This window comes from Bradyrhizobium sp. USDA 4369 (genome assembly GCF_054056435.1).
The window spans coordinates 4943088-4961789 of sequence record NZ_JBSRYH010000001.1 but is presented as its reverse complement, the minus strand read 5'-3'; the positions used below and the strand labels follow the sequence as shown (position 1 = coordinate 4961789).

General features: G+C 66.4%; 15 protein-coding genes and 1 pseudogene. 8 read left to right on the top strand and 8 right to left on the bottom strand.

The window, feature by feature from the left end; translation table 11 throughout:
* Positions 1-122 precede the first annotated feature (122 nt).
* Together ACVIJ6_RS22490 and ACVIJ6_RS22485 are read left to right on the top strand one after the other, a co-directional pair.
* Entirely contained in the window at positions 123-1280 is a 1158-nt protein-coding gene (locus tag ACVIJ6_RS22490) for a glycosyltransferase family 4 protein (protein WP_456774480.1), read from the top strand.
* Positions 1277-2296, top strand: a complete 1020-nt coding sequence (locus tag ACVIJ6_RS22485; RefSeq protein ID WP_456774479.1) for a glycosyl transferase — start codon at positions 1277-1279, stop codon at positions 2294-2296. The genes ACVIJ6_RS22490 and ACVIJ6_RS22485 overlap by 4 nt, the downstream gene beginning before the upstream one ends.
* On the opposite strand, the gene ACVIJ6_RS22480 is transcribed toward ACVIJ6_RS22485, so the two are convergent.
* Genes ACVIJ6_RS22480 through rfaD form a run of 4 tightly spaced genes read right to left on the bottom strand, consistent with a single transcriptional unit; the run spans position 2282 to position 7966 of the window.
* Positions 2282-4195, bottom strand: a complete 1914-nt coding sequence (locus ACVIJ6_RS22480) for a polysaccharide biosynthesis protein (protein ID WP_456774478.1) — start codon at positions 4193-4195, stop codon at positions 2282-2284. The two genes, ACVIJ6_RS22485 and ACVIJ6_RS22480, sit on opposite strands and share 15 nt — an antisense overlap.
* A complete protein-coding gene (locus ACVIJ6_RS22475) occupies positions 4192-5475 on the bottom strand; it encodes an O-antigen ligase family protein (protein ID WP_456774477.1) in 1284 nt (427 codons plus the stop codon). The genes ACVIJ6_RS22480 and ACVIJ6_RS22475 overlap by 4 nt, the downstream gene beginning before the upstream one ends.
* The gene (gene rfaE1 / locus ACVIJ6_RS22470) at positions 5472-6944 is read right to left on the bottom strand and encodes a D-glycero-beta-D-manno-heptose-7-phosphate kinase (RefSeq protein WP_456774476.1); all 1473 of its coding nucleotides are present in this window, start codon (positions 6942-6944) and stop codon (positions 5472-5474) included. Before rfaE1 ends, ACVIJ6_RS22475 begins: the two co-directional genes overlap by 4 nt.
* 41 nt (positions 6945-6985) lie before the next feature.
* Positions 6986-7966, bottom strand: coding sequence for an ADP-glyceromanno-heptose 6-epimerase (gene rfaD, locus ACVIJ6_RS22465; protein WP_456774475.1), 981 nt, complete (start codon positions 7964-7966; stop codon positions 6986-6988).
* A gap of 149 nt (positions 7967-8115) precedes the next feature.
* On the opposite strand from rfaD, the gene waaF reads away from it, so the two are divergent.
* The 3 genes from waaF (at position 8116) to ACVIJ6_RS22450 (ending at position 10363) form a co-directional block, all read left to right on the top strand.
* Entirely contained in the window at positions 8116-9180 is a 1065-nt protein-coding gene (waaF, locus tag ACVIJ6_RS22460) for a lipopolysaccharide heptosyltransferase II (RefSeq protein WP_456774474.1), read from the top strand.
* Positions 9181-9294: 114 nt separating this feature from the next.
* The gene (locus tag ACVIJ6_RS22455; protein ID WP_456777058.1) at positions 9295-9834 is read left to right on the top strand and encodes a D-sedoheptulose 7-phosphate isomerase; all 540 of its coding nucleotides are present in this window, start codon (positions 9295-9297) and stop codon (positions 9832-9834) included.
* 1 nt (position 9835) lies between these two features.
* The gene (locus ACVIJ6_RS22450; RefSeq protein ID WP_456774473.1) at positions 9836-10363 is read left to right on the top strand and encodes a D-glycero-alpha-D-manno-heptose-1,7-bisphosphate 7-phosphatase; all 528 of its coding nucleotides are present in this window, start codon (positions 9836-9838) and stop codon (positions 10361-10363) included.
* On the opposite strand, the gene ACVIJ6_RS22445 is transcribed toward ACVIJ6_RS22450, so the two are convergent.
* On the bottom strand, positions 10345-11391 hold the full coding sequence (locus tag ACVIJ6_RS22445) for a glycosyltransferase family 4 protein (protein ID WP_456774472.1): 1047 nt from the start codon (positions 11389-11391) through the stop codon (positions 10345-10347). The two genes, ACVIJ6_RS22450 and ACVIJ6_RS22445, sit on opposite strands and share 19 nt — an antisense overlap.
* 131 nt (positions 11392-11522) lie before the next feature.
* Between ACVIJ6_RS22445 and galE the strand changes: the two genes are divergently transcribed.
* The 3 genes from galE to ACVIJ6_RS22430 all read left to right on the top strand — a co-directional run bounded on the left by galE (position 11523) and on the right by ACVIJ6_RS22430 (position 15193).
* Positions 11523-12536 carry a UDP-glucose 4-epimerase GalE gene (gene galE, locus ACVIJ6_RS22440; RefSeq protein ID WP_456774471.1) on the top strand — a complete coding sequence of 338 codons (1014 nt, stop codon included), beginning with the start codon at positions 11523-11525 and terminating at the stop codon, positions 12534-12536.
* 102 nt (positions 12537-12638) lie between these two features.
* The gene (locus tag ACVIJ6_RS22435; RefSeq protein ID WP_456774470.1) at positions 12639-14444 is read left to right on the top strand and encodes an ABC transporter ATP-binding protein; all 1806 of its coding nucleotides are present in this window, start codon (positions 12639-12641) and stop codon (positions 14442-14444) included.
* A 47-nt stretch (positions 14445-14491) separates the two neighbouring features.
* A complete protein-coding gene (locus tag ACVIJ6_RS22430; protein ID WP_456774469.1) occupies positions 14492-15193 on the top strand; it encodes a fumarylacetoacetate hydrolase family protein in 702 nt (233 codons plus the stop codon).
* Positions 15194-16301: 1108 nt separating this feature from the next.
* On the opposite strand, the gene ACVIJ6_RS22425 is transcribed toward ACVIJ6_RS22430, so the two are convergent.
* The 3 genes and pseudogenes from ACVIJ6_RS22425 to ACVIJ6_RS22415 all read right to left on the bottom strand — a co-directional run bounded on the left by ACVIJ6_RS22425 (position 16302) and on the right by ACVIJ6_RS22415 (position 18488).
* Entirely contained in the window at positions 16302-17231 is a 930-nt protein-coding gene (locus ACVIJ6_RS22425) for an aspartyl/asparaginyl beta-hydroxylase domain-containing protein (protein ID WP_456774468.1), read from the bottom strand.
* A 231-nt stretch (positions 17232-17462) separates the two neighbouring features.
* The gene (locus tag ACVIJ6_RS22420) at positions 17463-17618 is read right to left on the bottom strand and encodes a hypothetical protein (protein WP_456774467.1); all 156 of its coding nucleotides are present in this window, start codon (positions 17616-17618) and stop codon (positions 17463-17465) included.
* 179 nt (positions 17619-17797) lie between these two features.
* Positions 17798-18488: pseudogene (locus ACVIJ6_RS22415) on the bottom strand (PilZ domain-containing protein).
* Between the last annotated feature and the right edge of the window lie 214 nt (positions 18489-18702).

Here is an 18702-nt window from a genome sequence, read left to right as displayed (position 1 = left end):
AGCCGCAGGCAGCATCCCGAGGGGCCGCCGGCTGGTGCTTCGCGGGGGCAGGCAGATAACGGCTCGCGCAACGCTCGCTCTTGGCCTATACGGCGGTCCGACCGTCCAAGACCGTGAGTTTGATGCCCTCGCCCCGCTCCGCTTCGCCGCGACGCCTGCTTTACGTCGCCAACGAAGATTACGCCTTCCTGATGCATCGCCTGCCGATGGCGCGTGCCGCGCGTGACGCCGGCTACGAGGTGCATGTGGCGACCAATGTGAATGCGGGCGCTGCCGCGATACGGGCCGAGGGCTTCACCCTGCACCCGATTCCATTCCGGCGCGGCGGCCTGTCCCCCTCGTCCGCGCTGCCCACGATCCGCGCCATCCGCGCCGTCGAGGCGGCCATCAGTCCGGACGTGGTGCACCATTCCGGACTGCAATCCAGCGTGCTCGGCTCACTGGCCGCGCTCGGACGCGCCACACCGGTCGTCAACGCCATGACCGGCCTGGGCTACATCTTCACCTCGGCCAGCTGGCGCTCGCGCCTTCTCAAGCAGGGCATGCTGTGGCTGATGCCTTGGCTCATGAACCGGGCGCCATGCCGTGTGCTGGTGCAGAACCCCGATGACCGCGAGGCACTGAAGGTCATGGGCGTCCGGGGCGACAAGATCACGCTGATTCCGGGCTCCGGTGTGGACACCGACCGCTTCCGGCCGCTGCCCGAACCGAGCGGACCGATCACCTTCGGCTTTGCCGGGCGGCTCCTGACCGACAAGGGCATCCGCGCCCTGGTCGCCGCACACCGGATGCTGCGCCAGCAGGGCCGCGACGATCAGCTGCTGATCGCAGGCTCCCCTGACCCGGCCAACCCGGCCTCGGTTTCCCCCGAGGAGATCGAGGCTTGGCGGCACGAGCCGGGCATCGTCCTGCTCGGCCACGTCAAGGACATCGCCGAGCTCTGGCGACAGAGCCATATCGCCGTGCTGCCGTCGCATCGTGAAGGGCTTCCTGTGAGCCTGCTGGAAGCGGCCGCCTGCGGCCGCCCTCTGATCTCGACCGACGCGCCCGGCTGCCGGGAGATCGCGATCCACGGTCAGACCGGCCTGTCGGTGCCGATCGAGGATGCGGCCGCGCTGGCGCAGGCGATGACGCAGCTTGCGACCTCGCCGGAGTTGCGCGCCCGCTATGGCAAAGCCGCGCGGCAGCTCGTCGAGGACAAGCTCTCTGCGACGATCATCGGGCGCTCCGTGGTCGCACTCTATGACGGCCTCGCAACCGCATCGGGTGGGCATCGATGATCGCCAACCCCACCGCCATCGCCCTTGCCGTCACACTGATCGCGGCTGCGATCTGCGCGGTGCTGATCGTGCTGCTGCGGCCGGTGCTGCAGCGCTATGCGCTGGCGCGGCCGAACGCCCGCTCCTCGCACAAGATCCCGACGCCACAAGGCGCCGGGATTGCCGTGATCGGCGCAACCCTCGTTGTCGGCGGCGCTTTTGCGTCGGTCAACGGTTTCGCGCCGCTGACGTCCCTGTTCGTCGCGGTGCCCCTGCTGGCGCTCGTCGGCCTGGTCGACGACATCAGGCCGATCCCGGTGCTGCCGCGGTTCATCCTGCAAGGGCTGGCCGTCAGCCTGGTCGTCTTCACCGCGCCGGATGATCTCAGGCTGCTGCCGATCCCGTTGGCGATCGAGCGCACATTGCTGCTGATCGCCGGTCTCTGGTTCGTCAACCTCGTCAACTTCATGGACGGGCTGGATTTGATGACCGTGGCCGAAGCGGTGCCGGTCACCGCGATGCTCGTGCTGTTCGGCATCTTCGGCCTGCTGCCATGGCCGGTGACGGCGATCGCCGCGGCGCTCGGCGGCGCCATGCTGGGCTTCGCCCCGTTCAACCGGCCGGTGGCCAAGGTCTTTCTCGGCGACGTCGGCAGCCTGCCGATCGGGCTTCTGCTCGGCTGGTCGCTACTGCAGCTGGCTTGGCAGGTATCCATCGTGGCAGCGCTGCTGCTGCCGCTGTATTATCTGGTCGATGCCACCTTCACCCTGCTGCGGCGCATGGCGCGGCGCGAGCCGTTCTGGGCGGCGCACCGCACGCACTTCTATCAGCGTGCCACCGACAACGGCTTCACCGTGGCCGGTGTCGTCGGCGATGTGTTCGTGCTCAACATCGGCCTCGCAGTGCTGGCCGGCGCGTCGGTCGCATTGCGCTCGGTTGCCACTGACGTCATCCTGATCGTCCTCGGCCTCGGCGCGGTGGCCTTCGTGCTGCGTCGCTTCTCAGCGCCGCGCGTCCGGCCGTCAGGCGGCGCTTGAACCGAACTCAGGCACCGCGTCCTTCAGCACCGCCTTGATCGTCACCGGATCATTTCGCGCAATCGCCTGATCCAGCGCCGCGATCCATCCCTTCAGGGTCTGCATCGGCGGCTCGTTCGGCTTGGCGGCCATGATGCCGGCGACGCCGATCTCGACCGGCGGCTCTTCGCTCGCGAACAGGATCTCGTTCAGGCGCTCGCCTGGGCGAATGCCGGTGAACACGATCTCGATGTCATAGCCCGGCTGCAGTCCGGAGAGGCGGATCATGCGCTCCGCCAGCTCGACGATGCGGACCGGCTGGCCCATGTTCAGCACGTACACCGAGACCCCCGGCCGCTCCGGTGCCAGCGCATGCGAGGCCGCGGTGATCACGAGGTCACAGGCCTCGCGGATGGTCATGAAGTAGCGCACCATGTCCGGATGGGTCACCGTGACCGGACCGCCCGCCTCAATCTGGGCCTTGAACTTCGGCACCACCGAGCCGTTCGACGCCAGCACATTGCCGAAGCGCACGGAGATCAGCCGCATCGGCGGCCGGCCGATCGGGCGCTCCGCGAGCTGGCGGTCGAGCGCCTGACAATACATCTCGGCGAAACGTTTGGTGAGTCCGAGCATCGACACCGGCTCGATCGCCTTGTCCGTCGAGATCATCACCATCGCCTCTGCGCCCGACGCCACCGCGGCATCGGCGACGTTGATCGAGCCGAAGATGTTGGTCTTGACGCCCTCGCTCCAATCACGCTCCAGGATCGGCACGTGCTTCAGGGCGGCCGCGTGAAACACGAGACCCGGCTTGAACTCGCCGATCAGCGCGAACACCCGGTCGCGATCGCGAATATCGGCGATCCGTCCCTCGACGGCCACCTTGGCCTCGGGGGCGGCCGCGAGCACCTCGGTGATCGCATAGAGCGCCGGCTCGGAATTCTCCAGGATGAGCAGTCGCGCCGCGCCGAACGCCACCACGCGCTGGCAGATCTCGGCGCCGATCGAGCCGCCGCCGCCGGTCACGACGACCGCCTTGCCTTTCACCAGCGCCTCGAGCCGTCCGTAATCGATCTTCTCGCTCGGCCGCAGCAGCAAGTCCTCGACCGCCACCGGCGCCAGTCGCGGCGCATCGCCGCTCTCCAGCGACGGCAGCCGGCTGATGATCAGGCGCAGCCGTCGTGCGCGCATCAGGAAGGTCTCCGGATGGCAGTCCGGCTCGAACGCCGTCGGCATCATCAGCGCGCGCGCGATCGGCTTGCCCCTGCGGGCAAAGTCCGTGGCGACGTCCTCGATGTCATCGATGCCGCCCAGCACCGGCACGCCGCGGATCAACTGACCGCGGTCGGCCATCGAGGGCGACAGGATGCCGATCGGCCAGATCCGCTTGACCGCGCCGCTTTCGATGCCGCGCAAGACCACTTCCGCGTCTGCCGTGCGGCCGATCAGCAGCGCCGGCGCGGCATCCTCGGATCTCGCGTGGTGGCGGACCCTCGTGTAGCGGAAATACCGATAGGCAAACCTCAGCGTGCTCAGCGCGAAGATCTCCAGGAACCAGTACAGGATGATCGTGAGCTTGCCGAAGAAGAAGGTGCCGCGGACGTTCGGAGCGACGATGATGTAGTCGAGCACCAGCAGGGCCAGCGTCAGCACCGTCGCGACGCGCACGATGTTGAGCGCGTCCGGCAGCGAGATGAAGCGCCATTTCGTCGTCAGCAGGTTGGAGAAATAGAAGACCACGAAGCTGAAGGCGAGGAAATAAGGCAGGAGCTGCAGGAGCAGCGGGACCCGCTCCCAGAAGCTGCTGGCGCCTTCGAAACGGATATAGAACGCGGCAAACAGCGCGACGACGCTGACGAGCAGGTCGTGGATGGCGATCAGCAGGTTGCGGGAGGTCAGTTGGGACAGGCGCGTCATGTCACGGCCGGTCCCTGGGCCTCATCGGGCTGCGGCTTCGATCGCAGCAGCATGCCGCCGGCGACACCGACACCGATCACATACATCCATCCCTCGTGGAAATCGAAAATATGGGAGTTGAACAACGAGGTGAAGATGTTCTGCACGACGACGAGAAGCCCGATCCAGGGCACGAGGCCATCGCCCCGGAACAGCAGCAGATGCACCGCCCACATGGCGTAAAGGATGATGACCCCAAGCGTCCCCCACTGTACGGCGACGTTGAGCGTCTGGTTGTGGGGATTGCCGACCACCGTTCCGGCGGCGAGGTCCGAGCGCTCGCTGGCCGCCAGCTCGAACAGATGGCGGGTCGAGCCTGAGCCGTGTCCGATGAGCGGGGCATCGGCGAAGAAGCGCAGCGATTTGCGCCAGAACTCCAGCCGTTCGCCGATCGAGGTGACGCCGCGGTCGTTCCTGTAGTCCTGATATTGGCTCGTGAAGGTCGCAACCTTGGCCTGCAGTTGCGGCGACACCGACCACGCCGCCAGACCCAACGCGAGAGCGCTGACCGCAATCAGCAGATTGGCCCGCCATTTCAGGTGGATCAGGCCGAACACGGCAAGCAGGATCGGGATCGTCACCAACGCGGTGCGCGAGACGACGATGAAGATCATGTTGGCCAGGAACGCGACCATGATCGCGGTCAGCACGGCGGCCGGCACGAACCGGCGGGCGCGCAGCAGCTGCGCGATCGGATAGGCCAGCGCCACCGCACAGAGCGAGAATTCCTGGCCCTGGTCGATATAGTTCTTCACGAAGATGCCGCGATCCGCATTGGCCTTGAGCGCCAGCGCCGGATTGAACGCCACGGCCGTCGACATCCCGACCATCAGCACGCAGGAGGCCAGAAATGCGGTGAACACCCAGAGGCCGCGTTCGGACCGCTCGAAATGGTAGAACAAGCCGGGAAGCACCAGAAGCTTGGCTGCAGGCCCGACGGCATAGAGCCGCGCTCCCCACGCCGCATCCGACCACAGCGTTCCGACCAGGGCGAGCAGGAACAGAGCGATCGGTGCCAGCGAGATCGGACGCTTCAGAATCTGCAGCAGACGTTCCAGGTCGAGGAACGGCAGCATCGTGATCAACATGACGACGCCGAGGATCGAGACCAGCGATGTCGACCATGGCAGCGAGGCCGCCAGCAGGACGGCGACGACATCGACGGTGGTTCGCCACGCCGCGGGATCGCGCCAACGGCGCGCCAGCAGCGTCGGAGCGGGATGACCGGCCAAGGCGCTCATCGGCCGTCGCTCCGTGCCCGATCGACCAGCGCCGTCGTGCTGTGCCCCTTCAGGATGTCAATCAGGATCACCTCACCGCCGCCCGCCTCCACGACCTCGTGTCCGACCACCTGCTCCCGCGTGTAATCACCGCCCTTGACCAGCACGCTCGGGCGAACCAGCTCGATCAGGCGAAGCGGCGTATCCTCCGTGAAGATGGCGACAAGATCCACCGCCTCAAGCGCGGCCAGCACCTCGGCGCGGGCACGCTCGTCCTGAACGGGACGGCTCTCGCCCTTCAACCGCTTGACCGACGCATCGCTGTTCAGCCCGACCACCAGCCGGTCGCAGGCGGCGCGGGCAGCCGTGAGCACCTTGACATGGCCTGGATGCAGAATGTCGAAGCACCCATTGGTGAAACCGACGCGCAGCCCCTCGCTCCGCCACCACTCGACCCGAGCCAGGATTTCGCCGTCGCTCGCGATGATCTTCTCCTCGGCTGCGCGATAGGCATGAGGAAGAATCTTCCGGCGCAGTTCGGCCGATGTCACGCTGGCCGTTCCCTGCTTGCTGACCGCCACGGCCGCTGCTGCGCTCGCCATGCGCAAGGCCTCCTCCCAGCCCGCACCGGCGGCGAGCGTCGCGGCGAGGACGGCAACCACGGTATCGCCCGCGCCAGAGACGTCGCGCACCTTCACCGGATAGGCCGGGACGTGGATCGGATCGCCCTGGCGCGGCACCAAGGTCATGCCGCGCTCGCTCTGCGTCACCAGAATGGCCTCGCAATCGGCGAGATAGATCGCATCCTGCGCCGCCGCAGCGATCTCCTGCTCGGTCTCGGCACGGCTGCGGGTTGCTTCGGAAAACTCCTTGCGGTTCGGCGTCAACACACTCGCTCCGCGGTAGATCGCAAGATTCGCACTCTTGGGATCGACGATCACGCGCTTGCCGGCCCGGCGCGCGGCATCGATCACGTTGCGCAGCACACGTGCCGTCAGCACGCCCTTGGCATAGTCGGACAACAGCACGATATCCGCCCTTGCCAGCAGTGGCACGATCGCATCGATCAGCCTCTGCTCGATCTCGCCAGACGCGGGCGCGGCGCGCTCCCAATCGGCGCGCAGCATGTGGGTGGAGAAATGCTCGGACACAAAGCGAACCTTGCGCGTCGTCGGCCGCGACGCATCGCGCACCAGCACGGTCTCGATGCCTGGCTCCCTGGCCAGTTCCGCCTCGAGCTGGGCAGCCGCCGCGTCATCGCCGACGAGGCCGACGAAGATGCAGCGTGCGCCAAGCGCTGCGATGTTGCGTGCGACGTTGCCGGCACCGCCGATATTGATCTCGCTGCGCTGAACGGCAATCACCGGTGCCGGCGCTTCGGGAGAGATCCGCGACACCTCGCCATAGACGAACTCATCCAGCATGAGGTCGCCGACGCACAGCACCGTCTGGCGGGCGATCGCTTGCGAGAGATCGTCAAAGTCGAACATCAGCGGCAGTCTCGATGCAAATGGGACCAATCAGGACTCGTCTATCGGAAGCGGTCGGCAGAATCGAGATAGCCCCTGATATAGTGGGCGACCGCGTCCTCAAGCGGCGTGAAGCCGCCATTGTATCCGGCGGCCAGCAGACGGTCGATCTCGGCCTGCGTGAAGTACTGGTAGCTGCCGCGAATCGCTTCGGGCATGTCGATATACTCGATCCGGGGTGTCGCTCCGAGCGTGGCATAGGCCGCGAGCATCATCTCCTTGAAGCTGCGGGCTTGGCCCGTGCCGACGTTGAACAGGCCGGACACCGACGGCGAGGCCAACAGCCACATCATGACGCGCACGACGTCGTCGACATAGATGAAGTCGCGGCGCTGGTCGCCGTCAGCGATGCCGTCGCGGTGCGACTTGAACAGCTGAAGCGTGTGCCCGGCCTTGATGTCGTCGAATCGACGGGTAAGCACGCTCATCATCGATCCCTTGTGGTACTCATTGGGACCGAACACGTTGAAGAACTTCAAGCCGGCATATTGCGGCGGCAGCATCTCGCCCCGTTCGGCACGCGCGGCGATCGCGGTGTCGAACAGCTGCTTGCTCCAGCCATAGAGATTCAGCGGCCGCAGCGTCTTGAGCGCAGCGAGCGACGGATCGTCCTGGAAGCCTTGGCGACCGTCGCCATAGGTCGCGGCCGATGACGCATAGATGAACGGCGTGGAACTCGCAGTGCACCAGTCGAGCAGCCGAAGCGAGCTGCGAAAATTGCGCTCCATCACGAGATCCCCGTCGGTCACCGTCGTGGCGGAGATCGCGCCCATGTGCAGGACCGCGTCCAGCCGACGGCCCTTCAGCCAGGCGTCGAGCTCGGTTGGCGGCACCACATCGGCCAGCTGACGCTTGGCGAGATTGCGCCACTTGCCTTCGCTGCCGAGCGTGTCGCACACGACGACGTCGGTGCGGCCGGCATCGTTCAGCGCCGCAACCAGATTCGATCCGATAAAGCCGGCGCCGCCGGTCACCAGCAACATTCCGTAACCAGTCCCTGATCCCGAAAAACCCGGCCCTCGCGTAGCGCATGCGGCGGCAAAGTGTAAGCGCTTTGGTGACGGGGCGCCGGGCCCACTTTACCTGCGGCGGCCGAGCGGCTACCAGCGGCCCGAAGCTAGGCAATCAAAGAATGAATTCCAATTCGCCCAAAATCGAGGTGGACGAGACGGACACCAGCCCGATCCTGATCATTCCCTATATGTGGATCGGGGATTTCGTGCGCGGCCACACCGTGGTGCGGGTGCTCAAGGAACGCTGGCCGAACCGTCCCGTGGACCTGCTCGTGACCTCGCTCTGCGCCCCGCTGGTCGATTACATGCCCGGCGTCCGCTCCGGCATCGTCTGGGACCTGCCGCGCAGCCGACTGGCACTCGCCAAACAGTGGCAGCTCGCCAGTCTGTTGCGCCAGCGCCACTATCGGACCGCCCTGGTGATGCCGCGGACCTGGAAGGCTGCGCTTGCGCCGGCGCTGGCCGGCATCCCCGAGCGGGTGGGCTTCGTCGGCGAGGCCCGGTTCGGGCTGCTCAACCAGTGGCGCTGGGGCGAGAAGGCCCTGCCCCGCTTCATCGACAAGAATGCCGCGCTGGCCCTGCCTGACGGTGCGGCGCTGCCGCCGGAATGGCCGGTCCCGCAGCTGCGGGTGCCTCCGGAGCAGGTCGCACGCTGGCGCGAGGCCCAGGGGCTGGGCAGCCGGCCGGCGGTGGCGCTGGCGCCCGGTTCGGTCGGCGCGGCCAAGCGTTGGCCGTTCTATGGCGAGGCTGCGCGGCTGCTGCGCGACGCCGGCTTGGACGTCTGGGTGGTCGGCGGCCCCAGCGAGAAGCCGCTCGCCGCCGAGATCGTCGCCGCCGGCGGACCTGCCGTCCGTGATCTGACCGGGACCGACCTGCGCAACGGCATTCTCGCCATGGCCGCGGCCAGTGTGGCGATTTCCAACGATTCGGGCCTGATGCACATCGCCGCCGCGCTGGGCACGCCGACCATGGGCATCTTCGGTCCCACCAGCCCGTACCATTGGGCGCCGCTGAACGGCCTTGCGGCGACCGTCCAGACCAAGACGCAGGTCCCCTGCCAGCCCTGCCACCGCCCGGTCTGCCGAATGAACGACCATCGCTGCATGCGCGACATTCCCGCCGTCGATGTCGCGGCCATTGCCCGGCAAGTGCTGGCGGACGCGGCGGCGCGCGTCGCGCATTAGCTTGCGAAGCGGCCGCCCGCCCAATACACCGGCCTCACCGCAGCCCGAGCCGCCATCGTGAACCGCGCAACCGACGATCTCATTGCCCGCCATCTCGCCCGCTCTCACGCGGCGATGGCGCGCGCTGCGCAGGATGCGGCGCTGCTGGCCAGCGCCGGGCGGATCGCGGCCAAGATCGTTGCGGCCCTGCGCAGCGGCCGCAAGCTCCTGATCGTCGGCAATGGCGGCAGCGCGGCGGATGCACAGCACATCGCCGCCGAGATCGTCGGCCGCTACAAACAGGAGCGACCGGCCTTTGCCGCGATCGCGCTCACCACCGACACCTCGGCGCTGACCGCGATCGGCAATGATTACGGCTTCGATCACGTCTTCGCCCGCCAGGTCGAGGGACTTGGCGCTAGCGGCGACGTGCTGCTGGCAATCTCGACCTCCGGGCGCTCGCCGAGCATCCTCAACGCGCTGCGCAAGGCGCGCGAGCGCGGGCTGACCACCATCGGCTTCACCGGCGCAAACGGCCTCGCGATGGGCGAACTGTGCGACGAATTGCTCGTGGCGCCGAGCGACGACACACCGCTGATCCAGCAGATCCATCTGGCGACAGCGCACGGCATCTGCGAGACGATCGAGGCGGCGCTGATGCAGGATCTGAACTGACATGACCAAAGCCCAGCTCAAGCCGGCGGCATTCCTGGACCGCGATGGCGTCATCAATCATGACGACAACTACATCGGCAGCCCTGAGCGGATCCGCTGGATGCCGAATGTGGCCCCTGCGATTCGGCGCCTCAATGAAACCGGCTACCACGTCTTTCTGTTCACCAACCAGTCCGGCGTCGCCCGCGGCCTGTTCAGCGAGGAGGACGTCCAGACGCTGCATGCGTGGATGCTCGCCGAGCTTGCCACCCAGGGCGCCGTGATCGACGACATCCGCTACTGCCCCTATCACACCGAGGGCTCGGTCGCGCAATATCTGCGCGAGCATCCCTGGCGCAAGCCGGCGCCGGGCATGATCATCGATCTGATGCAGCACTGGCCGGTGAGGCACGAGGGCAGCTTCGTGATCGGCGACCGTGCCTCCGACATCGCGGCCGCCGAGGCCGCCGGCCTGCCCGGTTTCCTGTTCGCCGGCGGCGACCTCGATGCCTTCGTCGCCGACATCATCGCTCAGACCAGCCGGCGGTAGACCGCGGCGATCTTGTCGGCCTCGGCCTCGAGGCTGAACCTCTCGATGACGCGTGTCCGCGCTCGCTCTCCCATCGCGCGCGCCGCAGCCGGATCGCGCATCAGCGGTTCGAGCGCCGCAACCAGCGCCTCGACATCGCCGGGCGGCACCAGCACGCCAGTGCCCCCCTCCTCGACCACGATCTCGGCGGCACCGGCGCGCGCCGCCACCAGCGCCGCGCCGGCAGCCATCGCCTCGATCAAGGTCAGGCCAAAGCCTTCATTGCGCGAGGTGAAGGCGTAGATCGTCAGCCGCTGATACCAACGCTGCACCTCGGCGATGTCGAGCTCGCCGGTGATGACGATGCGCTGCTCAAGGCCATCAGCGGCGATCTGCTTGCGCAACTCGCTCGCGAACGGCAGCTGCTCCGGCGTGACGGCGCCGACCAGCACGGCCGAAAAATCCGGATAGCGCGGCAACAGCCGGCACATCGCGGCGACGAACACGTCGCTGCCCTTCTGCGCACGCACGCGACCGAAGCAGCCGATCGCGTATCGTCCCGGCAGTCCGCTCTCGGCGAAGGCGGCGGCGCGATCCGGAGGCGGCGCGTAGATGTCGGTATCGACACCATGCGTCACCACCGTCGCCTCGCGCTTCAGATAGGACGCCGAGATGTCGCTGGTCGCGATGATCGCGTCCATGCGGCGGATCAGCCAGCGCGTGATCCAGCTGTGATGACGCTGCGCCGCCGAGGTGAACACCAGCTTCAGCGGCCAGCCGAGCGCGCGCAGGATCACACCGGCGATCATCTCGTTGTTGCGGCGCGCGTGCCAGATCAGCGGACGGCGGCGGCGCCACAGCGTGACGAGACCGCTCGCGCGCATGCGTACAATCCCGTCCGGCGCGTAGGTGCCGAGCCAGGCCGCACGCACACGGCGCGCGAGCTTCGGCGCCACCATGCGGTTTGTCGCCGTCACGCCGGAATAGCGCCGGTGCAGGTTCGGCACGATCACGTCGAGATCGGCGGCAGAAAACGGCTCGGCAGGCACAACTCACTCCAATTGTAACGTTTCCCTATACGCAAGATTAGGCACCCCCGCCAGTTCACATCCCGCTCAACCCGTCCTTCATCTCGCTGGCGCTAGTGTGCCGGAAAACAAACCAGGGATCGCGTCAAACAATGACCGTGCTCGTGACGGGTGGCGCCGGCTATATCGGCAGTCACATGGTGCTTGCGCTGGCGGAAGCCGGCGAAAACGTGGTGGTGATCGACAATCTTTCGACCGGCTTCTCCGCCTTCGTGCCGGAGAATGTGCCGTTGTTCATCGGCGATGCCGGCGACGAACATCTCGTCGATGGCGTCATCAGCCAGCACGGTGTCGACAGCATCATTCATTTCGCGGGCTCGGTCGTGGTGCCGGAATCGGTGCGCGATCCGCTGCTGTATTACCGCAACAACACCATGACCACCCGCAGCCTGCTCAACGCCGCGGTCAAGCGCGGCGTCAGCCGCTTCATCTTCTCCTCGACCGCGGCCGTGTACGGCAATCCCGAACAGGTTCCGGTCACCGAAACCGCACCGACGCGGCCGACCTCGCCCTACGGCACCTCGAAGCTGATGGCCGAGATCATGCTGCATGACGTTGCCACGGCGCATGAGCTCAACTACGTCGTGCTGCGCTATTTCAACGTCGCCGGCGCCGATCCGCAGGGCCGTGTCGGGCTTGCCACCGTCGGCGCCACCCATCTGATGAAGATCGCGATGGAGGTCGCCACCGGCCAGCGCGCCAAGATCGACGTCTACGGCACCGATTATCCGACCCCCGACGGCACCTGCATCCGCGACTTCATCCATGTCAGCGACCTCGCCCAGGCGCATCGCGCGGCGCTGGCCTATTTGCGCACCGGCGGCTCCTCGGTCACGCTGAATTGCGGCTATGGCCGCGGCTATTCCGTGCTGGAAACGATCGAGGCGGTCCGCCGCGTCTCCGGCCGCGCCATCCCCACCCAATACGCGCCGCGCCGTCCCGGCGACATCATGACCATGGTCGCCGATACCACGCGTCTCAAGGCGCTGCTGGACTGGACCCCGGCCTATGACAATCTGGAAACAATCGCCGACCACGCGCTGGCCTGGGAGGAGAAACTGTTCCTGGAACGCCACAGCGGCGCGCTGCAGCGGGCCACGGCCTAGAATCAACGACTTAGCCGGACACCGGGGGGCTTGAAAAAGCCGCCCCGAGCGGGCAAGCACACTTGGCCGCCCGGCGATTTGTCCCGGCGGCCAGGGACCAGAATGGCCGACTTTCCAAAGAAGATCACCGACGATCCCTATGGCGCCGCGATCCTGATCCGCCGCCTCGTGATGGAACAGGGCATCCTCTACTGGCGCCGCTATCTCACCGCCTTCGCGCTGATGGCGGTCTCGGCCGGCGCCAGCGCCGGTGCGGCGTACATCCTCGGCCAGGTCATCAACAAGGCCTATGTCGACAAGAGCATCCCGGGCATCGCCGTGCTCTCCGGCGTCACCGTGCTGCTGCTGTTCGTCAAGGGCATCTCGACCTACGGCTATGCGGTGATCCTGTCGAAGATCTCCAACGCGATCCTCGCCAACAATCAGCGCCAGCTGTTCGCCAAGCTGATGAGCGAGAGCATCAGCTTCTTCTCCGAGCGCCATTCGTCGGAGTTCCTGGCCCGCCTCACCGCCGGAGCCAAGTCGATCACCGACGTCCTGACCATGCTGATCAACGCGATCGGCCGCGACCTCCTGCTGCTCATCAGCATGATCGCCGTGATGGTCGCGCAGGACCCCTGGATGTCGCTGCTCGGCCTCGTCGTCGTGCCGCCGGCGATGCTGGTGCTGCGCAAGCTGGTCAAGCGCATCAAGGGCCTCGCGCACAGCCAGTTCACCGGCAATGCCGACATCCTCGAGACCATGCAGGAATCGCTGCAGGGTATCCGCACCGTCAAGGCGTTCACGCTCGAGGACGCGATGCGCGCGCGCATCGACGAGAATATCGCCGTGGTCGAGCGCAACGCCAACAAGATGGCCCGCGTGTCGAACCGCTCCAACCCGCTGATGGAGATGCTCGGCGGCTTCGCGGTGGCCGGCTGCCTGATGTATGGCGGCTATGCCGTGGTCGCGCTCAACGCCACGCCCGGCCAATTCTTCTCCTTCATGACCGCCTTCCTGATGGCGACCGAACCGGCCAAGCGGCTGGCGCGGCTCAACATCGACCTCAACAGCCAGTTGGTCGGCGCCCGCATGCTGCTCGAAGTGGTCGACAGCCCGGCGAGCGAGCAGCCCGACGACGACAAGCCGGCGCTGAAGCTGACCGAGGCCAGAATCGAGCTGCGCGACGTCTCCTTCGCCTATCGCGACAACGAGCCGGTGCTCAACCGCATGAGCTTTGTCGCCGAGCCCGGCAAGGTCACCGCGCTGGTCGGGCCGTCCGGCGGCGGCAAGTCGACGGTGCTGGCGCTGCTGCTGCGGTTCTACGAGGCGACCGCGGGCGACATCCTGATCGACGGCCAGTCGGTCTCGCAGGTCTCGCGCCGGTCCCTGCGCGAACAGGCCGCCTATGTCGGCCAGGATGTCTATCTGTTCCGCGACTCGATCCGCGCCAACATCGCCTTCGGCAAGCCGGGCGCGACCGAGGCCGAGATCATCGACGCGGCGAAGGCCGCCTGCGCGCACGACTTCATCATGAGCTTCCCGCTCGGCTATGACACGCCGGTCGGCGAGCACGGCACCCAGCTCTCCGGCGGCCAGCGCCAGCGCATCGCGGTCGCCCGCGCGCTGATCCGCAACGCCCCGATCATCCTGCTCGACGAAGCCACCGCCGCGCTGGATTCCGAATCCGAGCGCCAAGTGCAGGAGGCGATCGAGCATCTCTGCCAGAACCGCACCACCCTCGTCATCGCGCATCGCCTGCACACCATCATGAACGCCGACGCCATCCTGGTGGTCGAGGCCGGCGAGATCGTCGAGCGCGGCCGGCATGACGATCTGTTGCGCCGGGGCGGCCGCTATGCTTCGTTCTTCCGCCTGCAACAGCGCGACATGGGGCCGAACGTCATCCCCATGACTGCGACATCGTGACCGCGACCTCCTGACCCGCTTATTTCACCGCACCCGAGATCCATTTCATGAGCGCCTCCACCGTCATTCCGGCCTTCCCGCAGCCTTCTCTTCCCGTCGTCGGCGAAGCCGGTGTCTTCCCGGTCCGCCGCATCTGGTGCGTCGGCCGCAACTATCTCGAGCACATCCGCGAGATGGGCAATGACGAGCGCGATCCGCCGTTCTTCTTCGCCAAGCATGCCGACATGCTGGCGCCCGAGGGCGCCGTGATCCCCTACCCGCCGCTGACTCAGGACCTGCATCACGAGGTTGAGCTGGTGGTGGCGCTGAAGAGCGGCGGCCTGAATATCCCGACCGACAAGGCGCTCGACCACGTCTACGGCTACGCCGTCGGCATCGACCTCACCCGCCGCGACCTGCAGCTCGCCTCCCGCAAGATGCAGCGCCCCTGGGAGGTCGGCAAGTCGTTCGACCATTCGGCGCCCTGCTCCGCCATCCAGCCGGCGTCCAAGATCGGCCATCCGGCGAAGGGCAAGATCTGGCTGTCGGTCAACGGCACCGAGAGGCAGACCGGCGATCTCTCCGAGCTGATCTGGAACGTGCCGGAGATCATCTGGAAGCTCTCCCAGCAGGTCGAGCTCGCCGCCGGCGACATCATCATGACCGGCACCCCCGCCGGCGTCGCAGCGATCGTCCCCGGCGACAAGATCGAATGCGGCGTCGACGGCGTCGGCACGCTGAAGGTCTCGATCGGGCCAGCGGCGGCGTAGGCGGCGGCTGCCAAAGCAGCGGCCTGACCACCACCAACCTCGCTTCAAAAAAAGGCCGCGCCCCGCGCGGCCTTTTCCGTTGCCGTCATGCCTGACGGCGGGCACGCCGTCCGCACGGCAAGATCCACCCTCCCCTGGAGGGGGAGGGTCGCCTCGCGGAGAGCGAAGTGAACCGTGAGGCGGGGTGGGGTGATCTCTCCTCTGGCACCGCGGCCGCGGAGAGATCACCCCACCCCGCTCGCCCGCTTCGCGCGCGATCGACCCTCCCCCTCCAGGGGAGGGTGAGCACCGCGCAAGCGGCATCATCATCTCCACAATCTCAAACAGCATCGCGTTGTTCCGGGAACGAGCATCCACCGCCTCGCGACGCATCCCGCGCCCGAGCTATGCTCGAAGTTCCGCCCTCTTCAGAATGGAGGGCGCGAGGAAGGCCGGACCTCGGCTGAGGCCCGTGGCCCGCCTGCTAGACAAAAAAGCAGGCGGCAGTCACCACAGGTACAGCCGGACAGACCCGGCCTTCCCCGCGCGATGGTTTTAACAGGCTATAGCACGCTCTTCCTGGTGCACCGGCTTTCTGGCCACCATGTCGCGCCATGCGCTGATCGCGCATGACGCTGGATACTAGCATCGGAGTATCAGAACCACGCGCCTTCACCGTCCGCGAACCGAGCGTTCGTCCGTGCTAACAGCACGCCGCCGCCCCGCGTCCACCGCATCCCGCTGCCAACGTCCATGACGACCGCGAACCGTCCCCTACCGTGCAACGAGATGGACGGGACAGTAATGCTGATTTGGGCAGCGCGAAAAGCGATTTATGTTTTTCAGAAGAACTTGACAGGATTTGCATGACGGGTGTGATTTGCCCGACGATAAGGTCAGCGGGCGACGTTGCAAATCGGTGGTAGCCGGCATCAACCAACCCACAACACCCACTCCCTGCAACAGTCATTGGCCGCCGATCGCTGAACTTCAGAACAAGTGAGCGCCCTTGGAAAACGAATGGCGAAAGCACGCGCAGGGCGGCTTAGCCGAAGGCGTAATCCGCCGCGCTTCTGCGAGCACAGGATGGCGGATTACGCTTCGCTAATCCGCCCTACTCTTCCCGACATCACCGAAACGCCGACACCACGATCGCGCCGACGATCGCGACCGTCAGCGTGTACTTCGCGGCGTAATACACCGTCCTGTTCCACGCCTTCACCTTGCGCGTGGCCAGATGAAACTCGTACAGCTTGCCGAACACCTTGTTCAGCACGCCGACATGCTCGCCTTCGACGTTCTGCGTCGCCGAGGCCTTGACGATGTGGTGGCTGACCCAGCGGTTGAGGGCGGTGAAGACGCCGTATTTCATAGGGCGCTCGACGTCGCAGAACAGGATGATGCGGTTGACGTCGGTGGCGTTTTCGGCGCTGTGGATGAAGGTCTCGTCGAACATGAAGGCCTCGCCGTCGCGCCAGACGCAGGGCACGCCGTCGACCAGGATGCGGCATTTGTCGGAGTTCGGGGTGACCAGCCCCAAGTGATAGCGCAGCGAGCCGGCGAACGGATCGCGATGGGCGCCGAGCTTGCCGCCGGGCGGCAGCATCGCGAACATCGCGCCGTGCACATTCGGGATCGAATTGAGCAGCTCGACGGTCTTCGGGCACAGCGTGCGCGCCGACGGCAGGAAGTCGTCATACCATTTCAGATAAAAGCGCTTCCAGCCGCTCTTGAAGAACGAGTAGAAGCCCCAGTCATTGTTGGCGGCGGCGGCGCGGATGAAGCCCTCGTCGAACAGGCGCACCGCTTCCTCGCGTATGTCCTGCCAATTGTCCGTCAGCTTCTTGAGCTCCGGAAACTGCTCGACCGGAATGACCGGCGTGTTCGGCACCGCCGAACCGGCATACATCAGCACATTATAGGGCGCGAGATAGGTGGAGTGATCGCCGAGCTGCCGGGCGAAGCGGAGCCGCTGCTTGCCGCGGAAATGGACGTAGATGGTTGCCCCGATCAGGATGTACAGCCCCACGAGCTGGGGCGCAAAAAGCTGTCTCAGCATATCCGGTTCCCATGACCCGGCCGCTCAGAGCGTAGCGCGCAGAACCACGTCGCCATCCCGGACGACGATTGAAACGGTACCTGATGCAGCCGCAAGACCACAGCATAGCGGGAAGCCCGGCGGGCTGCATCCCTCGGATGCAAGTTGTGAACAGAACGATCCGGTAAATTTGTTTGGGCGTGCCCTGGTTGCAACAGCCCTGGGTGGTCGTGACGCCGGACCTCGCCAGATCTAGCCCCTGGCCAGCTCCTGCAGCCCCTTGAAGGTCAGGCGCTTGGGGTCGCGGACCCCGGCCTGATACATGCGCCTGATGCAGGCGGCCACGGCGTCGCGATCGCAACCGGTCAGGACGACGATGGCGTCCACTGCGGTCTTCTGGGCCTCCATGGGACTCAATCCTCCTGGCGTGCGAACCCGGCCCTGCAAGCGTCCACGGTCGGGCTTAACACCGCGTTAACCGTGCGCAGGGCTCCGCGTTCCATGCCGCGATTCCCGCCCGTCCCCAATACGCGAAACCGCGGATGCCGGACCGACCGCATGACGAAGGCGGCACGAGGCCGCCGCAATCACACCACGAAAAACTCGTCAGCGGATTCGACGATGTCATCGGCATGGGCGGCGAGCCGCTGCCGCGTCGGCCGCGTCGGCTGCGTGACCACGCGCCGCTCAAGCTCGGTCATGCTCGCCAGCGGGTCGACGAAGCGGACGGCGAACCCGTCGTGAAAATGCCTGACCACGCGGCCGACACAGCTGCCCACCGCCAGGGGCGTGCCGATCTCCGGCTGCAGCTCCGAGGAGACGGCGACGCCGGACACCGAGGCATCGATCACCAGGCAGGGAATGCTGCTGCCATCGGCCAGCATCAGCGCCGAATGCGGACTGTCCGGCACGTAGCGCGCATCGCGGCGCGCGTCGCGGATGGTCGGATCGCGCTGTCTCTTCTCCAGCCAGACCAGCTTCTCCGCAAGCTTGGCGCGCTCGGCGCGCGTCATCTCCAGCTCGAGCAGAAAGCCGCCATGAACCGTGTCGCTGATCTGGCCCTCGAAACTTGCCGAACTCGCGGAAATAGCTGGTGAGGCGGTCGCCGATCTTGCCGACGACAGGCACGTCCAGCAAGGCGCGAAACGGCGACACGCGCGTGGTCCGACACGCGAATGACCGCAGCTTTCCTTCCGGATCGTACCAGTTCGGCAGCGTATACGATCCAACCGTCTGAATCCTGACCGCGCGCTGTTTCAGGAATCGGGCAACCGACATCCCACGCCTCCCCATGAACCAACCGAAAATGTTATGGGGCCATCGCGTGTAGTGCGTCGGCAGGCGCAATCGGCTGCCGGCCTCATGGTTGTCAGGGCGATGCAAGCGCACCGCCTCACCGCGCCGTGCGCGGCGCTCCCGACCATCAGCCTCCTGGATCTCGTCGCAACATCTGCCCGCGTCCTCGGGCGCCCGCCAAAGGCGGGCGGCCCGA